Source organism: Microbacterium sp. K35, from assembly GCF_004794375.1.
GTDB lineage: Bacteria > Actinomycetota > Actinomycetes > Actinomycetales > Microbacteriaceae > Microbacterium > Microbacterium sufflavum.
Genome location: NZ_SSDM01000234.1, coordinates 1 through 18,671 on the forward strand (window position 1 = coordinate 1; position 18,671 = coordinate 18,671).

The 18,671-nt window shown below is 70.1% G+C and carries 16 protein-coding genes; 10 read left to right on the forward strand and 6 right to left on the reverse strand.

Features of this window, described 5'->3' with window-relative positions:
* Both DW299_RS08875 and holA read left to right on the forward strand, forming a co-directional pair.
* Positions 1-916 (forward strand): ComEC/Rec2 family competence protein (locus tag DW299_RS08875; protein WP_136036367.1); only part of this gene is annotated, 916 nt, incomplete at its 5' end.
* A 9-nt stretch (positions 917-925) separates the two neighbouring features.
* On the forward strand, positions 926-1,963 hold the full coding sequence (holA, locus tag DW299_RS08880; protein WP_136030521.1) for a DNA polymerase III subunit delta: 1,038 nt from the start codon (positions 926-928) through the stop codon (positions 1,961-1,963).
* A 214-nt stretch (positions 1,964-2,177) separates the two neighbouring features.
* Here holA and rpsT read toward each other — a convergent pair whose 3' ends face one another.
* Positions 2,178-2,438 (reverse strand): 30S ribosomal protein S20, encoded by a 261-nt coding sequence (rpsT, locus tag DW299_RS08885; RefSeq protein ID WP_136030523.1) that lies wholly within the window; start codon positions 2,436-2,438, stop codon positions 2,178-2,180.
* A 221-nt stretch (positions 2,439-2,659) separates the two neighbouring features.
* Here rpsT and DW299_RS08890 point away from each other — a divergent pair, with 221 nt between their 5' ends.
* Together DW299_RS08890 and DW299_RS08895 are read left to right on the forward strand one after the other, a co-directional pair.
* The gene (locus DW299_RS08890; protein WP_136036368.1) at positions 2,660-4,033 is read left to right on the forward strand and encodes a glycoside hydrolase family 1 protein; all 1,374 of its coding nucleotides are present in this window, start codon (positions 2,660-2,662) and stop codon (positions 4,031-4,033) included.
* Positions 4,030-5,265, forward strand: coding sequence for an MFS transporter (locus DW299_RS08895; protein ID WP_136036369.1), 1,236 nt, complete (start codon positions 4,030-4,032; stop codon positions 5,263-5,265). Before DW299_RS08890 ends, DW299_RS08895 begins: the two co-directional genes overlap by 4 nt.
* Here DW299_RS08895 and DW299_RS08900 read toward each other — a convergent pair.
* From DW299_RS08900 to DW299_RS08920, 5 genes are all read right to left on the reverse strand, one after another.
* Positions 5,260-5,991 carry an alpha/beta fold hydrolase gene (locus DW299_RS08900; RefSeq protein WP_136036370.1) on the reverse strand — a complete coding sequence of 244 codons (732 nt, stop codon included), beginning with the start codon at positions 5,989-5,991 and terminating at the stop codon, positions 5,260-5,262. The two genes, DW299_RS08895 and DW299_RS08900, sit on opposite strands and share 6 nt — an antisense overlap.
* A 73-nt stretch (positions 5,992-6,064) precedes the next feature.
* Entirely contained in the window at positions 6,065-7,780 is a 1,716-nt protein-coding gene (locus DW299_RS08905; RefSeq protein ID WP_136030531.1) for an ABC transporter family substrate-binding protein, read from the reverse strand.
* Between the two features lie 130 nt (positions 7,781-7,910).
* Complete coding sequence (locus DW299_RS08910; RefSeq protein ID WP_136030533.1) at positions 7,911-9,839, reverse strand: ABC transporter ATP-binding protein; 1,929 nt, start codon at positions 9,837-9,839, stop codon at positions 7,911-7,913.
* Entirely contained in the window at positions 9,836-10,774 is a 939-nt protein-coding gene (locus tag DW299_RS08915) for an ABC transporter permease (RefSeq protein WP_136030535.1), read from the reverse strand. Before DW299_RS08915 ends, DW299_RS08910 begins: the two co-directional genes overlap by 4 nt.
* Position 10,775: 1 nt before the next feature.
* Positions 10,776-11,759 carry an ABC transporter permease gene (locus DW299_RS08920; protein WP_136030537.1) on the reverse strand — a complete coding sequence of 328 codons (984 nt, stop codon included), beginning with the start codon at positions 11,757-11,759 and terminating at the stop codon, positions 10,776-10,778.
* A 242-nt stretch (positions 11,760-12,001) separates the two neighbouring features.
* Between DW299_RS08920 and lepA the strand changes: the two genes are divergently transcribed.
* The 6 genes from lepA to DW299_RS08950 form a co-directional block, all read left to right on the forward strand.
* On the forward strand, positions 12,002-13,855 hold the full coding sequence (gene lepA / locus DW299_RS08925) for a translation elongation factor 4 (protein WP_136030540.1): 1,854 nt from the start codon (positions 12,002-12,004) through the stop codon (positions 13,853-13,855).
* 71 nt (positions 13,856-13,926) lie between these two features.
* Positions 13,927-14,580: a DUF1990 domain-containing protein gene (locus DW299_RS08930; RefSeq protein WP_136030542.1), complete on the forward strand. Its 654-nt coding sequence runs from the start codon at positions 13,927-13,929 to the stop codon at positions 14,578-14,580.
* Entirely contained in the window at positions 14,580-15,797 is a 1,218-nt protein-coding gene (hemW, locus tag DW299_RS08935; protein WP_136036371.1) for a radical SAM family heme chaperone HemW, read from the forward strand. The genes DW299_RS08930 and hemW overlap by 1 nt, the downstream gene beginning before the upstream one ends.
* Positions 15,798-15,901: 104 nt before the next feature.
* Positions 15,902-16,933, forward strand: coding sequence for a heat-inducible transcriptional repressor HrcA (gene hrcA, locus DW299_RS08940; protein ID WP_136036372.1), 1,032 nt, complete (start codon positions 15,902-15,904; stop codon positions 16,931-16,933).
* A gap of 32 nt (positions 16,934-16,965) precedes the next feature.
* Entirely contained in the window at positions 16,966-18,081 is a 1,116-nt protein-coding gene (gene dnaJ / locus DW299_RS08945; RefSeq protein ID WP_136030548.1) for a molecular chaperone DnaJ, read from the forward strand.
* Positions 18,082-18,083: 2 nt separating this feature from the next.
* Positions 18,084-18,671 (forward strand): 16S rRNA (uracil(1498)-N(3))-methyltransferase (locus DW299_RS08950; RefSeq protein ID WP_136036373.1); only part of this gene is annotated, 588 nt, incomplete at its 3' end.

The following is an 18,671-nucleotide window of genomic DNA, read 5'->3' on the forward strand; positions in this document are numbered from 1 at the left end:
CGTGGTCGCCGGCTCCCTCGCCGGGGCGCAAGCCCTTCTCGGCGGGCCCCTCGCGACGGCCGCGACGCCGGACGCCTGGTCGATCGCCGCGTGCGACGTGGGTCAGGGCGACGCGCTGCTCGTCCGATCCGAGGGCGCCGTGGCTCTGATCGACACCGGTCCGGCGCCGGAACCTCTTCGCGACTGCCTGCGCTCGCTCGGCATCGACCGACTCGACCTGCTCGTGCTCACCCACTTCGACCTGGACCATGCGGGCGGCGTCGAGGCCGTGCGGGGCCGGGTGTCTGCGGTGCTGCACGGGCCGACCGCCGACGCGGACGACGAGCGGACCCTCGCCTCGCTCGCGGCCGGGGGAGCACGGGTCGAGCAGGCGTCCGCGGGGCTCAGGGGAACCCTGGGCGGGGCGACCTGGCGCGTGCGGTGGCCCGTTCGCGATACGACGGCGTTCCCCGCGGGCAACGACCTCGGCGTCGTGATGGAGTTCAGCGGGGGAGGGGTGCCTCGCTCGCTCTTCCTCGCCGATCTGTCGGCCCCTGCGCAGCGGCTGCTCCAGCGTTCGGAGCGTCTCGGCCCGTACGCGGTGGTGAAGGTCGCCCACCACGGCAGCGCCGATCAGGACCCCGGGCTCTACCAGGCGCTCTCACCCGTGGTCGCGCTCATCAGCGTGGGCGCCGACAACGACTACGGGCACCCGCGCCGCGAGACGCTCGACCTGCTGGGCGCGCTGGGGGCCCAGGTGTATCGGACCGACGAGCGCGGAAGCATCCTGCTCGGGCTGCGTCACGGCGCTCTGGCGATGTGGAGCGAGACGACTCCCGAGCGTCGAGGTCGTCGCCGCGGCAGCGGGACATCGTGCAGGTCTGCGCCGAACCAGCGGCAGCGCTCGTCCGATCGCGGTGTCGGACGCCGCCGGTAGGCTGGGGTCATGGCAGCGTCCCGTCCTCCCGCCCGCGGTGGCGCGAAGCCCGCGAAGATCCCGCAGGTGTCGTGGCGCGAGCCCCGTCCCGCCCCGATCGTGCTCGTCTCCGGTCCGGAAGAGGTCTGCGCCGAGCGTGCGATCGCCGGTGTCCGCGACTATCTGCGCGCCGAGGATCCGGCCCTCGAGGTCAGTGACGTCCGCGCCGACGACTACGCCCCGGGCACGCTCCTGGCCCTCACGTCGCCCTCCCTGTTCGGTGAGCCGCGCCTGGTGCGGGTCTCCGGCGTCGAGAAGTGCTCCGACGCGTTCCTGCAGGAGGCCGTGTCCTATCTCGAGCAACCGCAGGAGGGCGCCACGGTCGTGCTCCGTCACACGGGCGCGAGCGTTCGTGGCAAGAAGCTGCTCGACGCCCTGCGTGCCGGCACGGGCGGGGGCATCGAGATCCCCTGCCCGGCGATCAAGCGAGACGGCGACAGGGTCGACTTCGCGGCGGGGGAGTTCGCGGCCGCCAAGAAGCGCATCGCGCCCCCGGCCCTGCGAGCCCTGGTCTCCGCGTTCGCCGATGACCTCACCGAGCTCGCCGCCGCCTGCCAGCAGCTGATCGGCGACGTCGAGGGCGACGTCACGGAAGAGGTCGTCACCAAGTACTACGGCGGCCGCGTCGAGGTGTCGGCGTTCGTCGTCGCCGACACGGCGATCGCCGGGCGCTACGGCGAGGCCCTGGTGTCGCTGCGGCACGCGCTGGCCTCCGGAGCGGATCCGGTGCCCATGGTCGCGGCGTTCGCCATGAAGCTGCGCACGATGGCGCGGGTCGCCGGGAATCGGGAGCCGAGCCGTCAGCTCGCGCAGCGCCTCGGGATGAAGGACTGGCAGGTCGACCGCGCCCGCCGCGACCTCGCGGGCTGGAACGAGCGGTCGCTCGGGATGGCGATCCAGGCCACCGCCCGCGCCGACGCCGAGGTGAAGGGTGCCGCCCGCGACCCGATCTTCGCGCTCGAGCGCATGGTCACGGTCATCGCCACGCGGGAGCCCTTCGGCGGCTGAGCGCGCGGCGCCCGCAGCCTGGCAGCGGTCCGCCACCCGTGAAGATGCACGTCGCCGGCGCGCAGTCCCGGCGCGAGCGTGTGCCGCTGCACGCCGCCTCCGCGATGGAGGGCATGTTCCCGGCCCCTCGCTTGTCCCGTGTCGACCCCACGTGTTCCGGGAACGACAGAAGGCCCGCCTCGCGAGGAGACGGGCCTTCCGGATGATCAGATGCTCAGAGAGCGGCGACCTTCTTGGCGATGGCCGACTTGCGGTTGGCCGCCTGGTTCTTGTGGAGCACGCCCTTGCTGACGGCCTTGTCGAGCTTGACCGTGGCCTTCTTCAGGACCTTCTCGGCGGCGGCCTTGTCGCCGGCGGCGACGGCCTCGCGGGTCTGGCGGACGAGAGTCTTCAGCTCGCTCTTCACGGCCTTGTTGCGCTCGTGAGCCTTCTCGTTGGTCTTGTTGCGCTTGATCTGCGACTTGATGTTTGCCACGTGTGGACGCTTTCTGTACAGGAGTTGTTCGGAGTGCCGGCAGCAGAAGAGGGCTGCTGCACGGCGGTCGTGAGGGAAGAACCCACACGCAAGCCAAGAGTCAACTCTACCAGTCCCGGATGCATCGCGCGAAACGAGGCCGCGTCCGCGAAACTGCGTCGCGCTCGGAGTGGTACCGGGTGCAGAATCATCCTGACCCGACAACGACGTCAAGGAGCCCCATGACCCCCGCCTCCGTTCCTTCCCCCGCGCTCGGCCGGCTCCGCTGGTCTGCGGCGACCTCGGCGCTCCAGATCGAGGGCTCGCGCTCCGCCGACGGGGGAGGGCGCTCGATCTGGGACGACTACCTCGAAGCTCCCGGCGCGATCGTCGACGGCTCCACCGCCGACCCCGCCTGCGACAGCTACCGCCATCCCGAGCGTGACGCCGACCTCGCCTCCGCCCTCGGCCTCGACCGCTACCGCTTCTCGATCCCGTGGGCGCGGGTGCAGCCCGACGGACGTGGGCGCGGGAACACCGCAGCCCTCGACCACTACTCCCGGTTCGTCGATCTGCTGCTGGAGCGCGGCGTCACGCCGTTCCCCACGCTGTTCCACTGGGAGATGCCGAGCGCCGTGGAGGAGACGGGCGGGTGGCTCGCGCGCGACACCGCCGAGCGATTCGGCGAGTATGCGGCGATCGTGGCCGACCGCCTGGGCGACCGCGTCGCGCACTGGTACACCCTCAACGAGCCGGCGATGACGACGCTCCAGGGCTATGCCGTGGGTGCCCTCGCGCCGGGGAAGCAGCTGCTGTTCGACGCGCTGCCCACCGCGCACCACCAGCTGCTGGCACACGCGCGGGCCGCGGCGGCGCTGCGCACGCGGGGGGCCACGGCGGTGGGACTGGTCAACAACCACACCTGGGTCCTCCCGCTGCACGATGCGCCAGAGGACCACGAGGCGGCGTTCGTCTACGACCTCCTGCACAACCGGATCTTCAGCACCCCGCTGCTCGACGGCGCGTACCCCGACCTGGAGGCGCTCGGGCTGCCGCCGCTGCCCGTCGAGGAGGGCGACCTGGCGGCGATCGGCGGCTCGATCGACTTCTACGGCGTCAACTTCTACAACCCCACGACTGTGACCGCCGCTCCCGCCGGTGGCTCCATCCCGTTCGACATCGTGCCGACCCCCGGTGTGCCGGTGACGGGTTTCGGACCGGAGTGGCCGATCATGCCGTCCGCCCTGCGCGACCTGCTGATCGACCTGCACGCCCGGCACCCGCAGCTGCCGCCCGTGATCATCGGTGAGAACGGTGCCTCCTTCCCCGAGCCCGACACGGCGGCCCGCGTGGACGACGCCGACCGGATCTCCTACCTGTCGGGGCACATCGCCGCGGTCGCCGAGGCCATCGACGCCGGAGTGCCGGTCGAGGAGTACACGGTGTGGTCGCTGCTGGACAACTGGGAGTGGGCCGACGGGTACACCCAGCGCTTCGGACTGGTGCACGTCGATTTCGCCACGGGGGAGTGCACCCCGAAGGCCTCGTACGACTGGTACCGCGACCTGATCGCCTCCGTCCGCACCGGTGCCACGACGTCGGCGGCGCGGCGATGACCGCGGCTCCGGCGACGCACCGCGTCCGGGCCGGCGCGCGGTGGATGTCGCTGTTCACGCTGGCGTGGCTGGCGATCTGGACCGTGCAGCTCACCCCGGTGCAGCTGCTCCTCCCGCTGCAGCTCGATACCCCGGAGGACGACTGGATCCGCGGGGTCGTGTCCTCCGGCCTCGTGCTCGGGGTGGGCGGACTGGCGGGCATCGTCGCCGGTCCGGCCGCCGGTGCCCTGTCGGATCGCGCGCGCGCCGGACGGCACCGCCGACGCCCGTGGGCGCTGGGTGGTGTCTGGCTGACGGCCCTGTGCCTGGTGCTGACCGGTTTCACGACCGGACCCTGGGCGGTCGGTGCCGGGTGGGTGGGTGTCTCGATCGGCGTCGCGGTGTCGTCGGCCGCCTTCACCGCCCTGATCGCGGATCAGCTTCCGACCACGCAGCGGGGTGCCGCCTCCGCCGCCGTCGGCTCCGCCCAGGCGGTCGGGATCGTGCTCGGCGTCGGGCTGGTCGTGCTCCTCGGACTCGACATCGTGTCGGGCTACCTGCTCCTGGCCGCGGTGATCGCGATTGCGGGGTCGGTGGCCGCGCTCCTGCTGCCCGACCCGCCGACGACCGAGGCGCTGCGTCCCCGGGAGGCCGGACGCCCCCGGCTGGCCTCGCTGCGCGACCGAGACTTCGCCTGGATGCTGTCCGGTCGGCTGGTGACCAACGTCGGCAATGCGCTCGGCACCGCCCTGTTCCTGTTCTTCCTGCTGCACGGGCTGGGGCAGGAGAACGCGACCGCCCAGGACAACCTGCTGCTGCTGATCGTCGTCTACACGGTGTTCGTGGTGCTGGCCTCGGTGGTCACCGGCCTCGTGTCCGACCGGACGGGGCGGCGCCGCACGCTCACGGTCGCCGCGACCGTGGTGCAGGCGGCGTCCGGAGTGGCGATCGTGCTGGTGCCCACGTTCGAGATGACCATGGTCGCCGCGGCGCTCATGGGGCTCGGCTACGGCGCCTTCTCCACGGTGGGACTCGCGTTCGCGGCCGACCTGCTGCCGGACGAGCAGGACCACGCCCGCGACCTCGGCATCGTGAACGTCACCGCGGCGCTCGGTCAGCTGATCGGCCCGGTCCTCGGGGCGGGGCTGGTGGCGCTGGTCGGCGGCTTCTGGCTCGTCTTCCTCGCCGCTGCGGTGCTGTCGCTCGTGGGGGGCCTGCTCACGGCGTTCGCACGGCAGCCCGCCCGCTCATGAGTCATCGGCCTGCGCCTCGACGGTGGCGATCGCGAGGGCCAGCACCGCGTTGAACACCCGGGGTCGCATGGCCGTGACCAGGTGCGTGGTGCGGGGGACCACGATGAGCTCCGCGTGCGGTGCGAGCCGGCGGAACAGCGGTTCGTTCAGGCGCAGCTGGTCATACTGCCCGTTCACGAACCACAGCGGCACGTCGATGCGCGGGACGGCGGCGGCCACGTCCAGCGCGGCCAGGCTGCGCAGCGCGGTGTCCTGCATGTCGAGCGCGTAGCCACCGGCCTGGAAGTCGGCGCGGTTCTCGGCGGGGATCGTGGCGGCGAGCATCTGCCGCGTGAGCCACAGGCCGCGGTCGGGGAGCGAGTCGACGGCCCGCGCGAACAGTCGGTACGCGCGGAGCCCTGCACCCTGCGGGAGCGAGGTGCAGGCGGCCGCGACGAGCCCGGCGACCGGAGGACGCTCGGCGCCACCGGTGTAGGCGAGGGAGAGCAGTCCGCCCATCGAGTGCCCGACCAGGAGCACGGGTCCGCGCTCGGCGGCGGCGCGCACGGCGGCATCGATCGTGTGGAGGGCCTCGTGCAGCGTGAAGTCCTCCGCCATGCGGGAGCCGTGCCCGGGAAGATCGAGCGCGGTCACGGGATGCCCGTGCTCCTCCAGGTACGCCACCTGGGAGCGCCACATGGTCGCCGAGGTGCGGATGCCGTGCACGAGGACGGTCTGGACGCTCACGTCTTCAGCATAAGGAAGCGGGGCCGGTGGCGAACCACCGACCCCGCGTCGACACGAGATGTGTCAGAGGGTGTTACTTCTCCCAGCCGACGTTCTCGACCGGCGTGACGCCGAACAGGTCGAGGCCCACGTAGGGCTCCGGCGTAAGGTTCGCCAGGCCGTTCTTGACCACGAAGATCGACGGGCCGTTGTAGAGCGGGATGACGCCCCACGTCTGCTCGATGATCTTCGGCTCGAGCTCCATGGAGGCGGCGGTCCAGGACTCCGCGTCCTTCTGCGACTCGACCTCGTCGGCGATCTGCTTGTCGATCTCGGCCGTGCCGGTGCCCGACAGGTTCAGCTGGCTGTCCGAGCAGTAGAGCTGGCAGAACCAAGCCGGACCGAACGGGTCGGAGTCGGTGAAGCGGAGCGACACCGCGTCCCAGTTCTTCGACGTCAGGTCGTTCGAGAAGTCGGCCGAGGGGCGGACGTCGATCTGCACGTCGATGCCGATCTCCTTCTGCTGGGCCTGGAGCGACTTCGCGAGGGCCTCGAGCGTGGGGTCCTCACCGAACACCGGGTAGGTGATGGACAGCTTCTCGCCGTCCTTCTCGCGGATGCCGTCGTCGCCCTCGGTCCAGCCGGCGTCGTCGAGCAGCTTCTTGGCCGCGTCGACGTCGTTCTTCAGACCGGCGGTCGCGAACGAGTCGGAGTAGCCGTCCTGGAACGCATACAGGTTCAGCGAACCGGCGGCCGGCTCCTCGTAACCGAGGCCGTTCCACGCGATCTGCTTCTGCTGGTCGATGTTGATGCCCATGAAGAAGGCCTTGCGCACGTCGATGTCCTCGAACTGCGGCTTGTCGGCGTCGACCATAATGATCGTCTTCGCGGTCTGCTGCGCGCGACGCACCGTGGTGTCGTCGACGTCCTGCAGCTGCTTCAGACGGTCGTTGGTGTTGGCGCCCACCATGTCGATCTCGCCGTTCTTGAAGGCGTTGATCGCGGCGTCCGGCTCCATCGCCGTGAAGGTCACCGAGTCGAGCAGCGGTGCGTTGCCCCACCACTCGGGGTTCGGCTTGAACGAGACGAAGCCGCCGTTCGGGTCGAACGTGTCGACCGTGTACGGTCCGGCACCCCACTCGGGGTGCATGTTGCCGATGAAGCCCTCGTTGAAGACGGTCGGGTCGGCGACGGCCGGGTGCAGCACGCCACCGGTCAGGAACGCCATGGACGGCCAGGCGTAGATGCCGTCGAAGGTGACGACCGCGGTCTTGGCGGAGTCGCCCTGCTCGACGCTCTTGATCTGCTTGTAGCCGTCGGTCGCGTTGGGGGTGAAGCCCTCGTCGTAGGAGCGGTTGGCCTTCCACGTCGCGTCGATGGCCGTCCAGTCCATGTCCGTGCCGTCGTTGAAGTGGGCCTCGTCCGTGAACGTGAACGTGATGGTGGTGTTGCCGTCCTTCTCGCCGATGTCGTAGGCGTCGAGGTACGCGTCGTTCTTCGTGACCTCGCCCTCCGGCGAGACGAGCAGGATCTGCGGCATGTACCACGACCACAGACGCACGGTGTCCGCGCTGCCGTCACCGTTGAAGGCGTTCAGCTGCTCGGGGATCTCGTTGATCGGGAAGTTGACCTCGCCACCCTCCTGCAGGTTGCTGCGGTCCTGGGGGTTGTAGTCGGCGGACTTGGTCTCGACCTTGTCGCCGCCGTTGTCCCCGCCACCGGTGTTTCCGGACCCGCTCGCGCAACCCGCGAGGGCGAGTGCCAGGGCGCCGCTGATCGCGATCGCCCCCAGCAACTTCTTGTTCTTCATGGTGCTCCTTTCGCCTTTCGGCGTTTCATAAAGGGAAGAATAGTTCGCGGTCGCGACCGGCATACCGCCCCGGAGTGAATCGCGCCTAACCGTTATCGGACGGTGACCAGCAACCCCGCGACCGCGGCGATCAGACCGTCGCGGGCTTGGTCGACATGGTCGCCGCGTCGAACACGACGCGCTGGCGGGTGCGCTCCACATCCGGGTCGGGGACGGGGATGGCCGACAGCAGCGCCTGCGTGTACGGGTGCTGCGGGTTGTCGAACACGTCGTCCACGTCGCCGTGCTCGACGAACTCGCCGAGGTACATCACGGCCACGCGGTCGGCGATGTGGCGCACCACGGACAGGTCGTGCGCGACGAACAGGTAGGACAGGCCCAGCTTCACCTTCAGCTCGTCGAGCAGGTTGATCACACCGGCCTGGATCGACACGTCGAGCGCCGAGACCGGCTCATCGAGCACCACGATCTTCGGGTTCGTCGACAGGGCGCGGGCGATGCCGATGCGCTGCCGCTGACCGCCGGAGAACGCCTGGGGGAAGCGGTCGCTGTGCGCCGGGTTCAGGCCGACGAGGTCCATCAGCTCGTCCACGCGACGGTGCGCCTCCTCCTTGGGCGTGCCGATCGCGAACAGCGGCTCGGAGATGATGTCGGCGACCGTCATGCGCGGGTCGAGGGCGCCCATCGGGTCCTGGAACACGATCTGGATGTCGCGGCGCAGCGCCCGCTCCACCTTGCGGCTGTGGATGTCGTTGACGCTGGTGCCGGCGATCACGATGTCGCCCTCGCTCTGCTTGACCATGTCCATGATCTGCAGCAGGGTCGTGGTCTTACCGGAGCCGGACTCGCCGACGATGGCCATCGTCTCGCCCTCACGGACGTCGAAGCTGATGCCCTTGATCGCCTGCACCTCGCCGACCTTGCGCTTGAGGAACGCGCCCTTGAGCAGCGGGAAGGTCTTCGTGAGGTTCTTGACCTCGAGCGTGACCGGGCGCTCCTCGCGCGGGAGTCGCGTGAGGTCGCTCTCCGGCACCGCGCGCACGGGGTAGACCGGGAGGCCGCCCAGCAGGCCGCCGTCCTCGATCTCGTGCGAGCGGATGCAGGCGGCGCGGTGCAGGTCGCCCGAGCCGGTGGCCACGGGGAGCAGCTCCGGCTCCTTCGCGCGGCACGCGTCCATCACGATGGGGCAGCGGTCGGCGAAGGGGCACGCGTCGGGCAGGTCGATCAGCAGCGGCGGGTTGCCCTTGATCGGGGTGAGCGGCTGCTTGTCGCCCTTGTCCACGCGCGGGATCGCGCCCAGCAGGCCGATCGAGTACGGCATGCGCGTCTTGTGGAACAGCTCGTGCACGGGCGCCTGCTCCACGGGCTTGCCCGCGTACATCACCAGCACGTCGTCGGCCGTGCGGGCCACCACGCCCATGTCGTGCGTGATCATGATCACCGCGGCGCCGGTCTCGTCCTGCGCCTTCTCGATCAGATCGAGGATCTGCGCCTGGATCGTGACGTCGAGGGCCGTGGTCGGCTCGTCGCAGATGATGAGCTTGGGGTTGTTCGCCATCGCGATGGCTATCACCACGCGCTGGCGCATGCCGCCGGAGAACTCGTGCGGGAACGACTTCATGCGCCGCTCCGGCTCGGTGATGCCGACGAGCTTCAACAGCTCGACCGAGCGGTCCCACGCATCCTTCTTCGACAGGCTGCGGTGCACCGTGAGGGCCTCGATGAGCTGGTCGCCCACGGTGTAGACGGGGGTGAGCGAGGTCAGCGGGTCCTGGAAGACCATCGACATGCCGTTGCCGCGGATCACCGACAGCTGCTTGTCGCTCATGCCGATCAGCTCTTTGCCGTCGTACATGATCGAGCCGGTGACCTTGGCGTTCTCGTCGAGGAGTCCCATGATCGCGAGCGAGGTGACGGACTTGCCGGAGCCGGACTCGCCGACGATGCCGAGGGTCTTGCCGGCTTCGAGGTCGAACGAGACGCCGCGCACGGCGTCGACGCGGCCGGCCTCGGAGGCGAAGCTGACCTTGAGGTCGCGGACGGAGAGGACGTTGGTCATGCGCGGCCTCCTGCAGCCGAGGTCGGGTCGAGGGCGTCGCGCAGGCCGTCGGCGATCAACGCCATCGACACCGTGAGCAGGGTCAGCGCCGCCGCCGGGAAGTAGAACAGCCACGGGGCCGTGGTGAGCGAGCTCGAGCCGGCACCGATCAGCGCGCCGAGCGACACGTCGGGGATCTTGACGCCGAAGCCCAGGAACGACAGACCGGTCTCGGTCACGACGGCCGAGACGACGCCGAGGGTGAAGTTGATCACGAGGAGCGAGCCGATGTTCGGCAGCAGGTGGCGCAGCACGATCTTCATGCCGCCCACGCCCATGTAGCGGGCCGCGCTGACGTACTCGCGCTCGCGCAGCGACAGGGCCATCGTCCAGATGACGCGGGCGGGGAAGTACCACCCGATCACGAAGATCATGATGAGCGCGATCACGCGCCAGTCTCCGCCGGCCTTGTTCGAGATCATCGCGAGGATCAGGAAGCTCGGGATCACCATCATGAAGTGGATGATCAGGAGCGAGATGCGCTCGGTCCAGCCGCCGAAGTAGGCCGCGGCCGTGCCGACCAGGGCCGACACGATCGTGACGCCGATGGAGACGGTGAGCGCGATCATGAGGGAGCGCTGCAGGCCGACCGCGACCTGCGCGAACAGGTCGTTCCCGGCGTTGTTGGTGCCGAACCAGTGCTCCGTGGACGGCGGGGTGCTCAGGTTGAGGAAGTCGAGCTCCACGTGGTCGTAGCGCGCGATCAGCGGGCCGAAGATCGCGAACAGCACGAGCAGCGCGAAGATCACCAGGCCGATGAGCGCACCGCGGTTGCGGGAGAAGCGCCGCCAGTACAGGCTCCACTTCGACAGGCGCTTCGTCGCGACGCGGGTGGTCTCGGGGCCGGCGGCCGCGGGGTCCGGGTGGATGGTCGGGTCGAGCATGTCGGTGCTCATGTCAGCTCACTCTCACACGCGGGTCGAGGACCACGACGGCGATGTCGGCGAGGATCGCGCCGATCGCCGTGAGGACCGCGCCGAAGGCCGCGATCGCGACGGTTCCGTGGATGTCGTTCTTCGAGATGGTCTCGATGAAGTACTTGCCCATGCCGTTCCACGCGAAGATCGTCTCGGTCAGGACCGCACCGGTGAAGATGGCGGGGATCGTGAAGGCGACCTGCGTGGCGACGGGGATCAGCGAGGTGCGCAGCGCGTGCTTGCGGATGGCCTGCTGCTTGGTGAGGCCCTTGGCGCGAGCGGTGCGCACGTAGTCGGCGTTGATGTTGTCCAGCAGCAGCGAGCGCTGCAGGAAGTGGATGCTCGCGTAGCCCGTGAGCACCAGGGCTATGGTCGGCAGCGTCAGATGCTGCAGCACATCTATCAGGGTGGGGAAGAAGCCCTCGACCCCCTGACTGGCGTTCCCTGTCACATAGAAGATGCGCGTGCCGGTGGCGTTGTTGAGGCCGATCGCGAGCAGCACGATCGCGAAGGCCGCGACCACGATCGGGATGTTCAGCGTGATGATGCTGGTGGCCTGGCCGATGCGGTCGGCGAGCTTGTACTGGCGGGAGGCCGTGTACACGCCGAGCGCGATGCCGAGGATCGTGGTGATGATCGTCGCGCCGAGCACGAGCTCCGCGCTGACCCACATGCGGTACGCGACCTGCTCGTTGACGGAGCCGCCGGTCGGGCTCACCCCCCAGTCCCAGCGGAGGAGGATGCTCGTGAACCAGTTCCACCAGCGCTCGATGAGCGGCACGGTGTCGCTGAGATTGCGCGGCACGAGGAGGTTGTTGATCTGCTCTTCACTGAGCGGAGGACGACGGCCCACGTAGTTGCTGCGCGGATCGAGGAACCCCCACGCGAGGAAGTAGGTGAGGTTCGTCGCGACCACGATCATGAGCAGCCAGCCGAGGGCGCGGCGTGCGAGGTACTTGATCAAGGGGGATTGTCTTTCTCTTCTCCAGACGCGCTCGGGATCCGCCGACGCAACGCTGAGCCGGGCGGATGAATCGGGCGCCATCCGCCGTTCTGCGCGACGCGACAGCCCTCACGGAGTCTGTGACGGAGTCGTATCGCTTACGGGATCCGGTGTCACGGATTGATCCCGGGCAACTTCGGGAGACTATCACCGATGTCCCCGAATGGGGATTCCCCTGCCCCTCACCGTAGAATCGACGGGACATGTCCCCACGCGCTCTCACCCCGCTTCAGCCTGCCGCGACGCCGGCTGCGCAGATCCGCAATTTCTGCATCATCGCCCACATCGATCACGGCAAGTCGACGCTCGCCGACCGCATGCTCCAGATTACCGGAGTGGTGTCGGACCGGGACATGCGGGCGCAGTACCTCGACCGCATGGACATCGAGCGCGAGCGCGGCATCACCATCAAGAGCCAGGCCGTGCGCATGCCCTGGGAGATCGACGGCGAGACGTTCGCGCTGAACATGATCGACACCCCCGGCCATGTGGACTTCACCTACGAGGTGTCGCGCTCCCTCGCCGCGTGCGAGGGGGCGATCCTCCTGGTCGACGCCGCACAGGGGATCGAGGCGCAGACGCTCGCCAACCTCTACCTGGCGCTCGAGAACGACCTGCACATCATCCCGGTCCTCAACAAGATCGACCTCCCGGCGGCCGACCCGGAGAAGTACGCGAAGGAGCTCGCCTCCCTCATCGGGGGCAAGCCGGAAGACGTGCTGCGCGTGTCGGGCAAGACCGGCGTCGGCGTCGAGGATCTGCTCGACCGCCTCGTGCGGGAGATCCCCGCGCCGGTCGGAGACGCCGAGGCTCCCGCCCGCGCCATGATCTTCGACTCCGTGTACGACGCGTACCGCGGCGTCGTCACCTACGTGCGCATGGTCGACGGCAGCCTCTCCCCGCGCGAGCGCATCCAGATGATGTCGACCGGCGCCAACCACGAGGCTCTCGAGGTCGGGGTGTCCAGCCCCGAGCCGACGCCCACGAAGGGCCTCGGCGTCGGCGAGGTGGGCTACCTCATCACCGGCGTGAAGGACGTGCGGCAGTCGAAGGTCGGCGACACCATCACGAACGCGCGCAAGCCCGCCGCTGAGGCGCTCCCCGGCTACACCGACCCGAAGCCGATGGTGTTCTCGGGCATCTACCCGATCGACGGCAGCGACTACGCGGAACTGCGCGAGGCCCTCGACAAGCTCAAGCTCTCCGACGCGTCGCTGCAGTACGAGCCGGAGACCTCGGTCGCGCTCGGCTTCGGCTTCCGCTGCGGCTTCCTCGGCCTGCTGCACCTGGAGATCGTGACGGAGCGGCTCGCGCGCGAGTTCGGCCTCGACCTCATCACCACGGCGCCGAGCGTGATCTACGAGGTCGTCACCAGCGACACCGGCGAGACGGTCACGGTCACGAACCCGAGCGAGTACCCCGATGGGCGCATCGGCTCGGTGTCGGAGCCGATGGTGAAGGCGGCGATCCTGCTGCCCAAGGACTACGTCGGCACCGTGATGGAGCTGTGCCAGTCGCGGCGCGGCACGCTGCTGGGCATGGAGTACTTCTCGGAGGAGCGCGTCGAGCTGCGCTACAACATGCCGCTCGGCGAGATCGTGTTCGACTTCTTCGACCAGCTCAAGTCCAAGACGCAGGGGTACGCCTCGCTCGACTACGAGCCCTCCGGTCAGCAGGAGGCCGACCTGGTGAAGGTCGACATCCTCCTCCAGGGCGAGAAGGTCGACGCCTTCAGCTCGATCGTGCACCGCGACAAGGCCTACGCGTACGGCACGATGATGGCCGAGCGCCTGCGCAAGCTCATCCCTCGTCAGCAGTTCGAGGTGCCGATCCAGGCGGCGATCGGTGCGCGCATCATCGCCCGCGAGACCATCCGCGCGATTCGCAAGGACGTGCTCGCCAAGTGCTACGGCGGTGACATCACCCGCAAGCGCAAGCTCCTCGAGAAGCAGAAGGAGGGCAAGAAGCGCATGAAGATGGTCGGCCGCGTCGAGGTCCCCCAGGAGGCGTTCATCGCGGCGCTCTCCGGCGACGTCGAGGGCAAGGACAAGAAGTAACCCGGGCGATCCTGGGCGCTCCCGTGGTGCGGGGGGTGTTCGCCCAGGGAACCCGAAGTAGGCTGGATCTCATGCGGCGCGGGACTTTCCGAGACGACACGGTGGACTATGCGGCCGTGGGTGCGACCCACGCCCCCGACCTGATGCAGTACCCGCCGGAGCGCAGCATCCCGGCGGAGGAGTCCTGGCGGATCGGCAGCGGCGAGGAGCGGTTCCAGACGGCGGGCGAGGCCCTGCTGTCGTGGACGGCGCAGCGCGCAGCGGGACTCTCGGTGGAAGACGTGCGTCCCGCCCCGGGCCCCGCGTACGCCGGGGTCAGCTTCGACGCCGAGGGCAACCCGATCGCGCCGAGCAAGCGCGACGTCGAGCCGCGCTACGACGCGGAGGGCATGCCGTTCGTCGGCGCCGGGATGACGCTGCACCTGCGCGGTCGGGTGGGCGGCATGCGCGCCGACTCCGAGCTGCGCGTGATCTCGGTCACCGAGGAGACACGGCGCATCGGCTTCGTGCTCGGGACGATCGGGGGCTCGGTCGTCAGCGGCGAGGAGTCGTTCGACGTCGACTGGCGCGAGGACAACGACGAGGTGTGGTTCACGGTGCGCGCGTTCGACGCGCCCAACGCGCTCGTCTACCGCCTGATCCCGGCCCTCATGAAGCGGCGCCGCCGCGAGCTGTTCGCGCGGTACCTGCGCGCGATCTCCCCGCTGTACGCGACCCCCGTCTGATGGCGGGACCGCTTCCCCTCGGCGATCCGGCTCCCGCCGACGGCCGCCTGCCCGACGACCTGCCGATCTCTGCCGACACCCCGTTCTCGGCGTACCTGCACGTGCCGTTCTGCCGCGTGCGCTGCGGCTACTGCGACTTCAACACCTATACGTCGAGCGAGCTGCGCGGCGCGAAGCAGGAGGACTATGCGTCGACCCTGATCGGCGAGATCGCCCTCGCTCGCGGCGTGCTGGACGCCGCGGGGGCGCTGCGACCGATGGACACGGTGTTCTTCGGGGGCGGCACGCCGACGCTGCTGCCCCCGGGCGACCTCGCGCGCATGCTCGGCGCGGCGACCGCGGCGTTCGGGCTCGCGCCGGGTGCCGAGGTGACGGTGGAGGCGAACCCCGACACGGTGACACCCGAGGTGGCGCGCACCCTCGCGGACGCCGGCGTCACGCGGTTGTCGATCGGCATGCAGTCGGCGGTGCCGCACGTGCTCGCCGCTCTCGATCGCACGCATCAGCCGGAGAACGTGCGGACGGCGGTGGCCGCGGCCAAGGGTGCGGGACTGGACGTCAGCGTCGATCTCATCTACGGCGCGCCGGGGGAGTCGCTCGCCGACTGGGAGGCGTCGCTCGATGCGGCCCTCCAGCTGGAGTCGGACCACATCTCCGCGTACGCGTTGATCATCGAGGACGGCACGAAGCTGGCGCGGCAGATCCGTCGCGGCGAGGTGCCTACCCCCGACGACGACCTGCAGGCGGACATGTACGAGCTGGCCGACGAGCGGCTGGCCGCGGCGGGCTTCGAGTGGTACGAGGTCAGCAACTGGGCGCGCACGCCGGAGCAGCGGTCGCGGCACAACCTGGCGTACTGGCGGGGGAGCGACTGGTGGGGCTTCGGTCCCGGCGCGCACAGCCACGTGGCGGGACTGCGCTGGTGGAACGTGAAGCATCCGGCCGCCTACGCGCAGCGGCTCGCGGCGTCCGCGTCTCCGGCGGCGGGACGGGAGCGCCCCGACGTGGAGGCCCAGACGCTCGAGCGCATCCTGCTGCTCAGCCGCATCCGCGAGGGCATCGCGGTGGACGACCTGCCCGCGGCGAACCGCCCCCGCGTGGCCGGGCTCATCGCGGACGGCCTGATCGACGCGGCGGCGGCGATCCGCGGGCGCGTGCAGCTCACCCTGCGCGGACGCCTCCTCGCCGACGCGGTGGTGCGCGAGCTCACCGACTGAGTGATCGGCGCGCGGGTTCGGAGAACTCCCGGTCGTACGCGGTAGGATTGGCACTCAGGGTGTCAGAGTGCCAGCGTCCGGTCGTCAGCGGGAAGGGGTGGGCCATGGTCACAGAGCGAGGACTCCAGGTTCTCCGCGCGATCGTGCAGGACTACGTCGAGACGCACGAGCCGGTGGGCAGCCGATCGATCGTAGACCGTCACTCGTTCGGGGTGTCCGCGGCGACGATCCGCAACGACATGGCGCAGCTCGAAGACGAGGAGCTCATCACCGCCCCTCACACGTCGTCCGGTCGCGTGCCCACCGACAAGGGCTACCGCGTCTTCGTCAACCACCTCGCCCAGCTCCGTCCCCTCTCCTCGGCGCAGCGCTCGGCGATCGAGTCGTTCCTCGCCGACCCCGCCGACCTCGACGACCTCATGGCGCGCACGGTGCGGGTACTGACGCAGCTCACGGGCCAGGTCGCGCTGGCGCAGTATCCGTCGTTCGCCCGCGCGCGGGTCACGCACGTGGAGCTCGTCGCGCTGGCTCCCAACCGTCTCCTGACCGTGCTGGTGACCGATGCCGGCGGCGTCTCGCAGCGGATGACCGTGCTGCCGGATGCGATCGACGAGGCCGATCTCGGTGTGCTCCGCGCCCGGCTCTCCGCGCTCATCACGGGGCAGGCGATCGCGGAGGCGTCCGAGCGGCTGCAGACCCTGCTGGCCGCGGAGGAGACGCCGCGCGACCGCGTGCTGCGCACTCTCGCCGGCGTCCTCGTCGACGAGCTGGGCGGGTTCCGTCAGGAGCGACTGGTGATGGCGGGCGCGGCGACCCTCGCCCGCCGCGAGCACGACTTCCGCGGCAGCATCCACCCGCTCCTCGAAGCGATCGAGGAGCAGGTGACGCTGCTGCGGCTGATGAGCGAGATGGTGGCCGACGAGCACGGCCTGGCGGCCAGCATCGGCACCGAGAACGCGCCGTTCGGTCTCGGCGAGGCGTCGATCGTCGCGAGCGACTACGCGGCACCGACCGGAACGGCGCGCGTCGGCGTGATGGGGCCGACGCGCATGGACTATCCGAGCAACCTGGCGGCGGCGCGGGCGGTGGCCCGCTACCTGTCGCGGATGCTCGACGACGACGAGGCCGGCCGCTGACGCGGCCCCACGGAACACGCAGAAGGGCGATTGTGGCGGACCACTATGAGGTTCTCGGGGTGTCCCGGGACGCTTCCACGGATGAGATCAAGAAGGCGTACCGCCGACTGGCGCGGCAGCTCCACCCGGACGTGAATCCGGGCGAGGACGCGGCCGAGCGGTTCAAGCTCGTCACCCACGCCTACGACGTGCTCAGCGACGAGGAGTCGCGACGCCGCTACGACATGGGCGGCGGGGACGGCGCCGCGGGCAACTTCGGCGGCTTCGGCGGGTTCGGCGACATCTTCGAGACGTTCTTCGGCGCCGCGCAGGGCGGTGGCCGCGGAGCCCGACCCCGGTCGCGGCGCGAGCGCGGTCAAGACGCCCTGGTGCGCGTGACGCTCGAGCTGGGCGACGTCGTGTTCGGCGCACACCGCGACATCGAGGTCGACACCGCGGTGCTGTGCGAGACGTGTCAGGGCTCGTGCTGCCAGGAGGGCACGTCGCCCGTCACGTGCGACATCTGCGGCGGCACCGGCCACGTCCAGCGTCAGGTGCGCAGCCTGCTCGGCAACGTCGTCACCTCGCAGCCGTGCGGCACGTGCGAGGGCTACGGCACCACCATCCCGTATCCGTGCGGCACGTGCGGCGGACAGGGGCGCGTGCGGTCGCGGCGCACCGTGTCGCTCGACATCCCCGCCGGCGTGGAGACCGGACTGCGGCTTCAGCTGCCCGGCTCCGGTGAGGTCGGTCGCGCCGGTGGCCCCAACGGCGACCTGTACGTGGAGGTCACGGTCACCCCGCACCCCGCGTTCAGCCGGGAGGGCGACGACCTCCTCGCGACGCTCGAGGTGTCGATGACCGATGCGATCCTCGGCACCGACACGTCGATCGAGGGCCTGGACGGCGAGGTCGACCTGGAGATCCGCCCCGGTGTGCAGTCCGGCGACGTGCTGACGATCAAGGGCCGCGGCATCACGCCGCTGCGCGGCACCCAGCGCGGCGACCTGCGCGTGGGCGTGCAGGTCGTGACACCCACGAAGCTCGACGCGTCGCAGCGCAAGCTCATCGAGGACTTCGCGAAGAAGGCGAAGGCTCCGGCCCCGCAGCTCGCCCAGTTCCAGCAGGGGCTGTTCTCGAAGCTGCGCGACCGGTTCCGCGGACACTGATCGTGGCGCTCCACTTCCTTGTCGAGACGGCGGGAGGCGCGGCCGTCGGCGACGTGGTCACGCTGACCGGCGCCGAGGCGAAGCACGCGGCCGTGGTGCGTCGGCTGCGGGTCGGCGAGGCCGTGACGGTGGGGGACGGCCGTGGCGCGTGGCTGACCGGCGTCGCGGAGGAGGTCTCGCCGTCGCGCGTCGAGGTGCGGGTGCAAGAGCGCGCGGAGTCGCCGGCGCCGTCGCCGAGGGTCGTGCTGGTGCAGGCGCTCGCGAAGGGCGACCGTGACGAGCTCGCGGTGCAGGCGGCGTGCGAGCTCGGCGTGGACGAGATCGTGCCGTGGCAGGCGGGTCGCAGCATCTCGCGCTGGGAGGGGCCCAAGGCCGCGAAGGGTCGCGAGCGCTGGGCGACGATCGTGCGCGAGGCGGCCAAGCAGGCCCATCGCGCATGGGTGCCGGAGGTCGCGCCGGTCGAGTCGACCGCGCAGCTGGCGGCGCGCGCGGCGCAGCAGCGGGTGCTGCTGCTCGACCCGACCGCGCCAGGGCGGCTGTCCGACCTGGAGCCCGACGGCCGCGACCTCGTGCTGGTGGTGGGGCCCGAG

Coding starts and splice junctions, on each gene's coding strand:
- DW299_RS08905 (WP_136030531.1), bottom strand. CDS start 7,780: ATGAAGAACAAGAAGTTGCTGGGGGCGATCGCGATCAGCGGCGCCCTG.
- lepA (WP_136030540.1), top strand. CDS start 12,002: ATGTCCCCACGCGCTCTCACCCCGCTTCAGCCTGCCGCGACGCCGGCT.
- DW299_RS08910 (WP_136030533.1), bottom strand. CDS start 9,839: ATGACCAACGTCCTCTCCGTCCGCGACCTCAAGGTCAGCTTCGCCTCC.
- DW299_RS08890 (WP_136036368.1), top strand. CDS start 2,660: ATGACCCCCGCCTCCGTTCCTTCCCCCGCGCTCGGCCGGCTCCGCTGG.
- hemW (WP_136036371.1), top strand. CDS start 14,580: ATGGCGGGACCGCTTCCCCTCGGCGATCCGGCTCCCGCCGACGGCCGC.
- DW299_RS08930 (WP_136030542.1), top strand. CDS start 13,927: ATGCGGCGCGGGACTTTCCGAGACGACACGGTGGACTATGCGGCCGTG.
- holA (WP_136030521.1), top strand. CDS start 926: ATGGCAGCGTCCCGTCCTCCCGCCCGCGGTGGCGCGAAGCCCGCGAAG.
- DW299_RS08915 (WP_136030535.1), bottom strand. CDS start 10,774: ATGAGCACCGACATGCTCGACCCGACCATCCACCCGGACCCCGCGGCC.
- DW299_RS08895 (WP_136036369.1), top strand. CDS start 4,030: ATGACCGCGGCTCCGGCGACGCACCGCGTCCGGGCCGGCGCGCGGTGG.
- hrcA (WP_136036372.1), top strand. CDS start 15,902: ATGGTCACAGAGCGAGGACTCCAGGTTCTCCGCGCGATCGTGCAGGAC.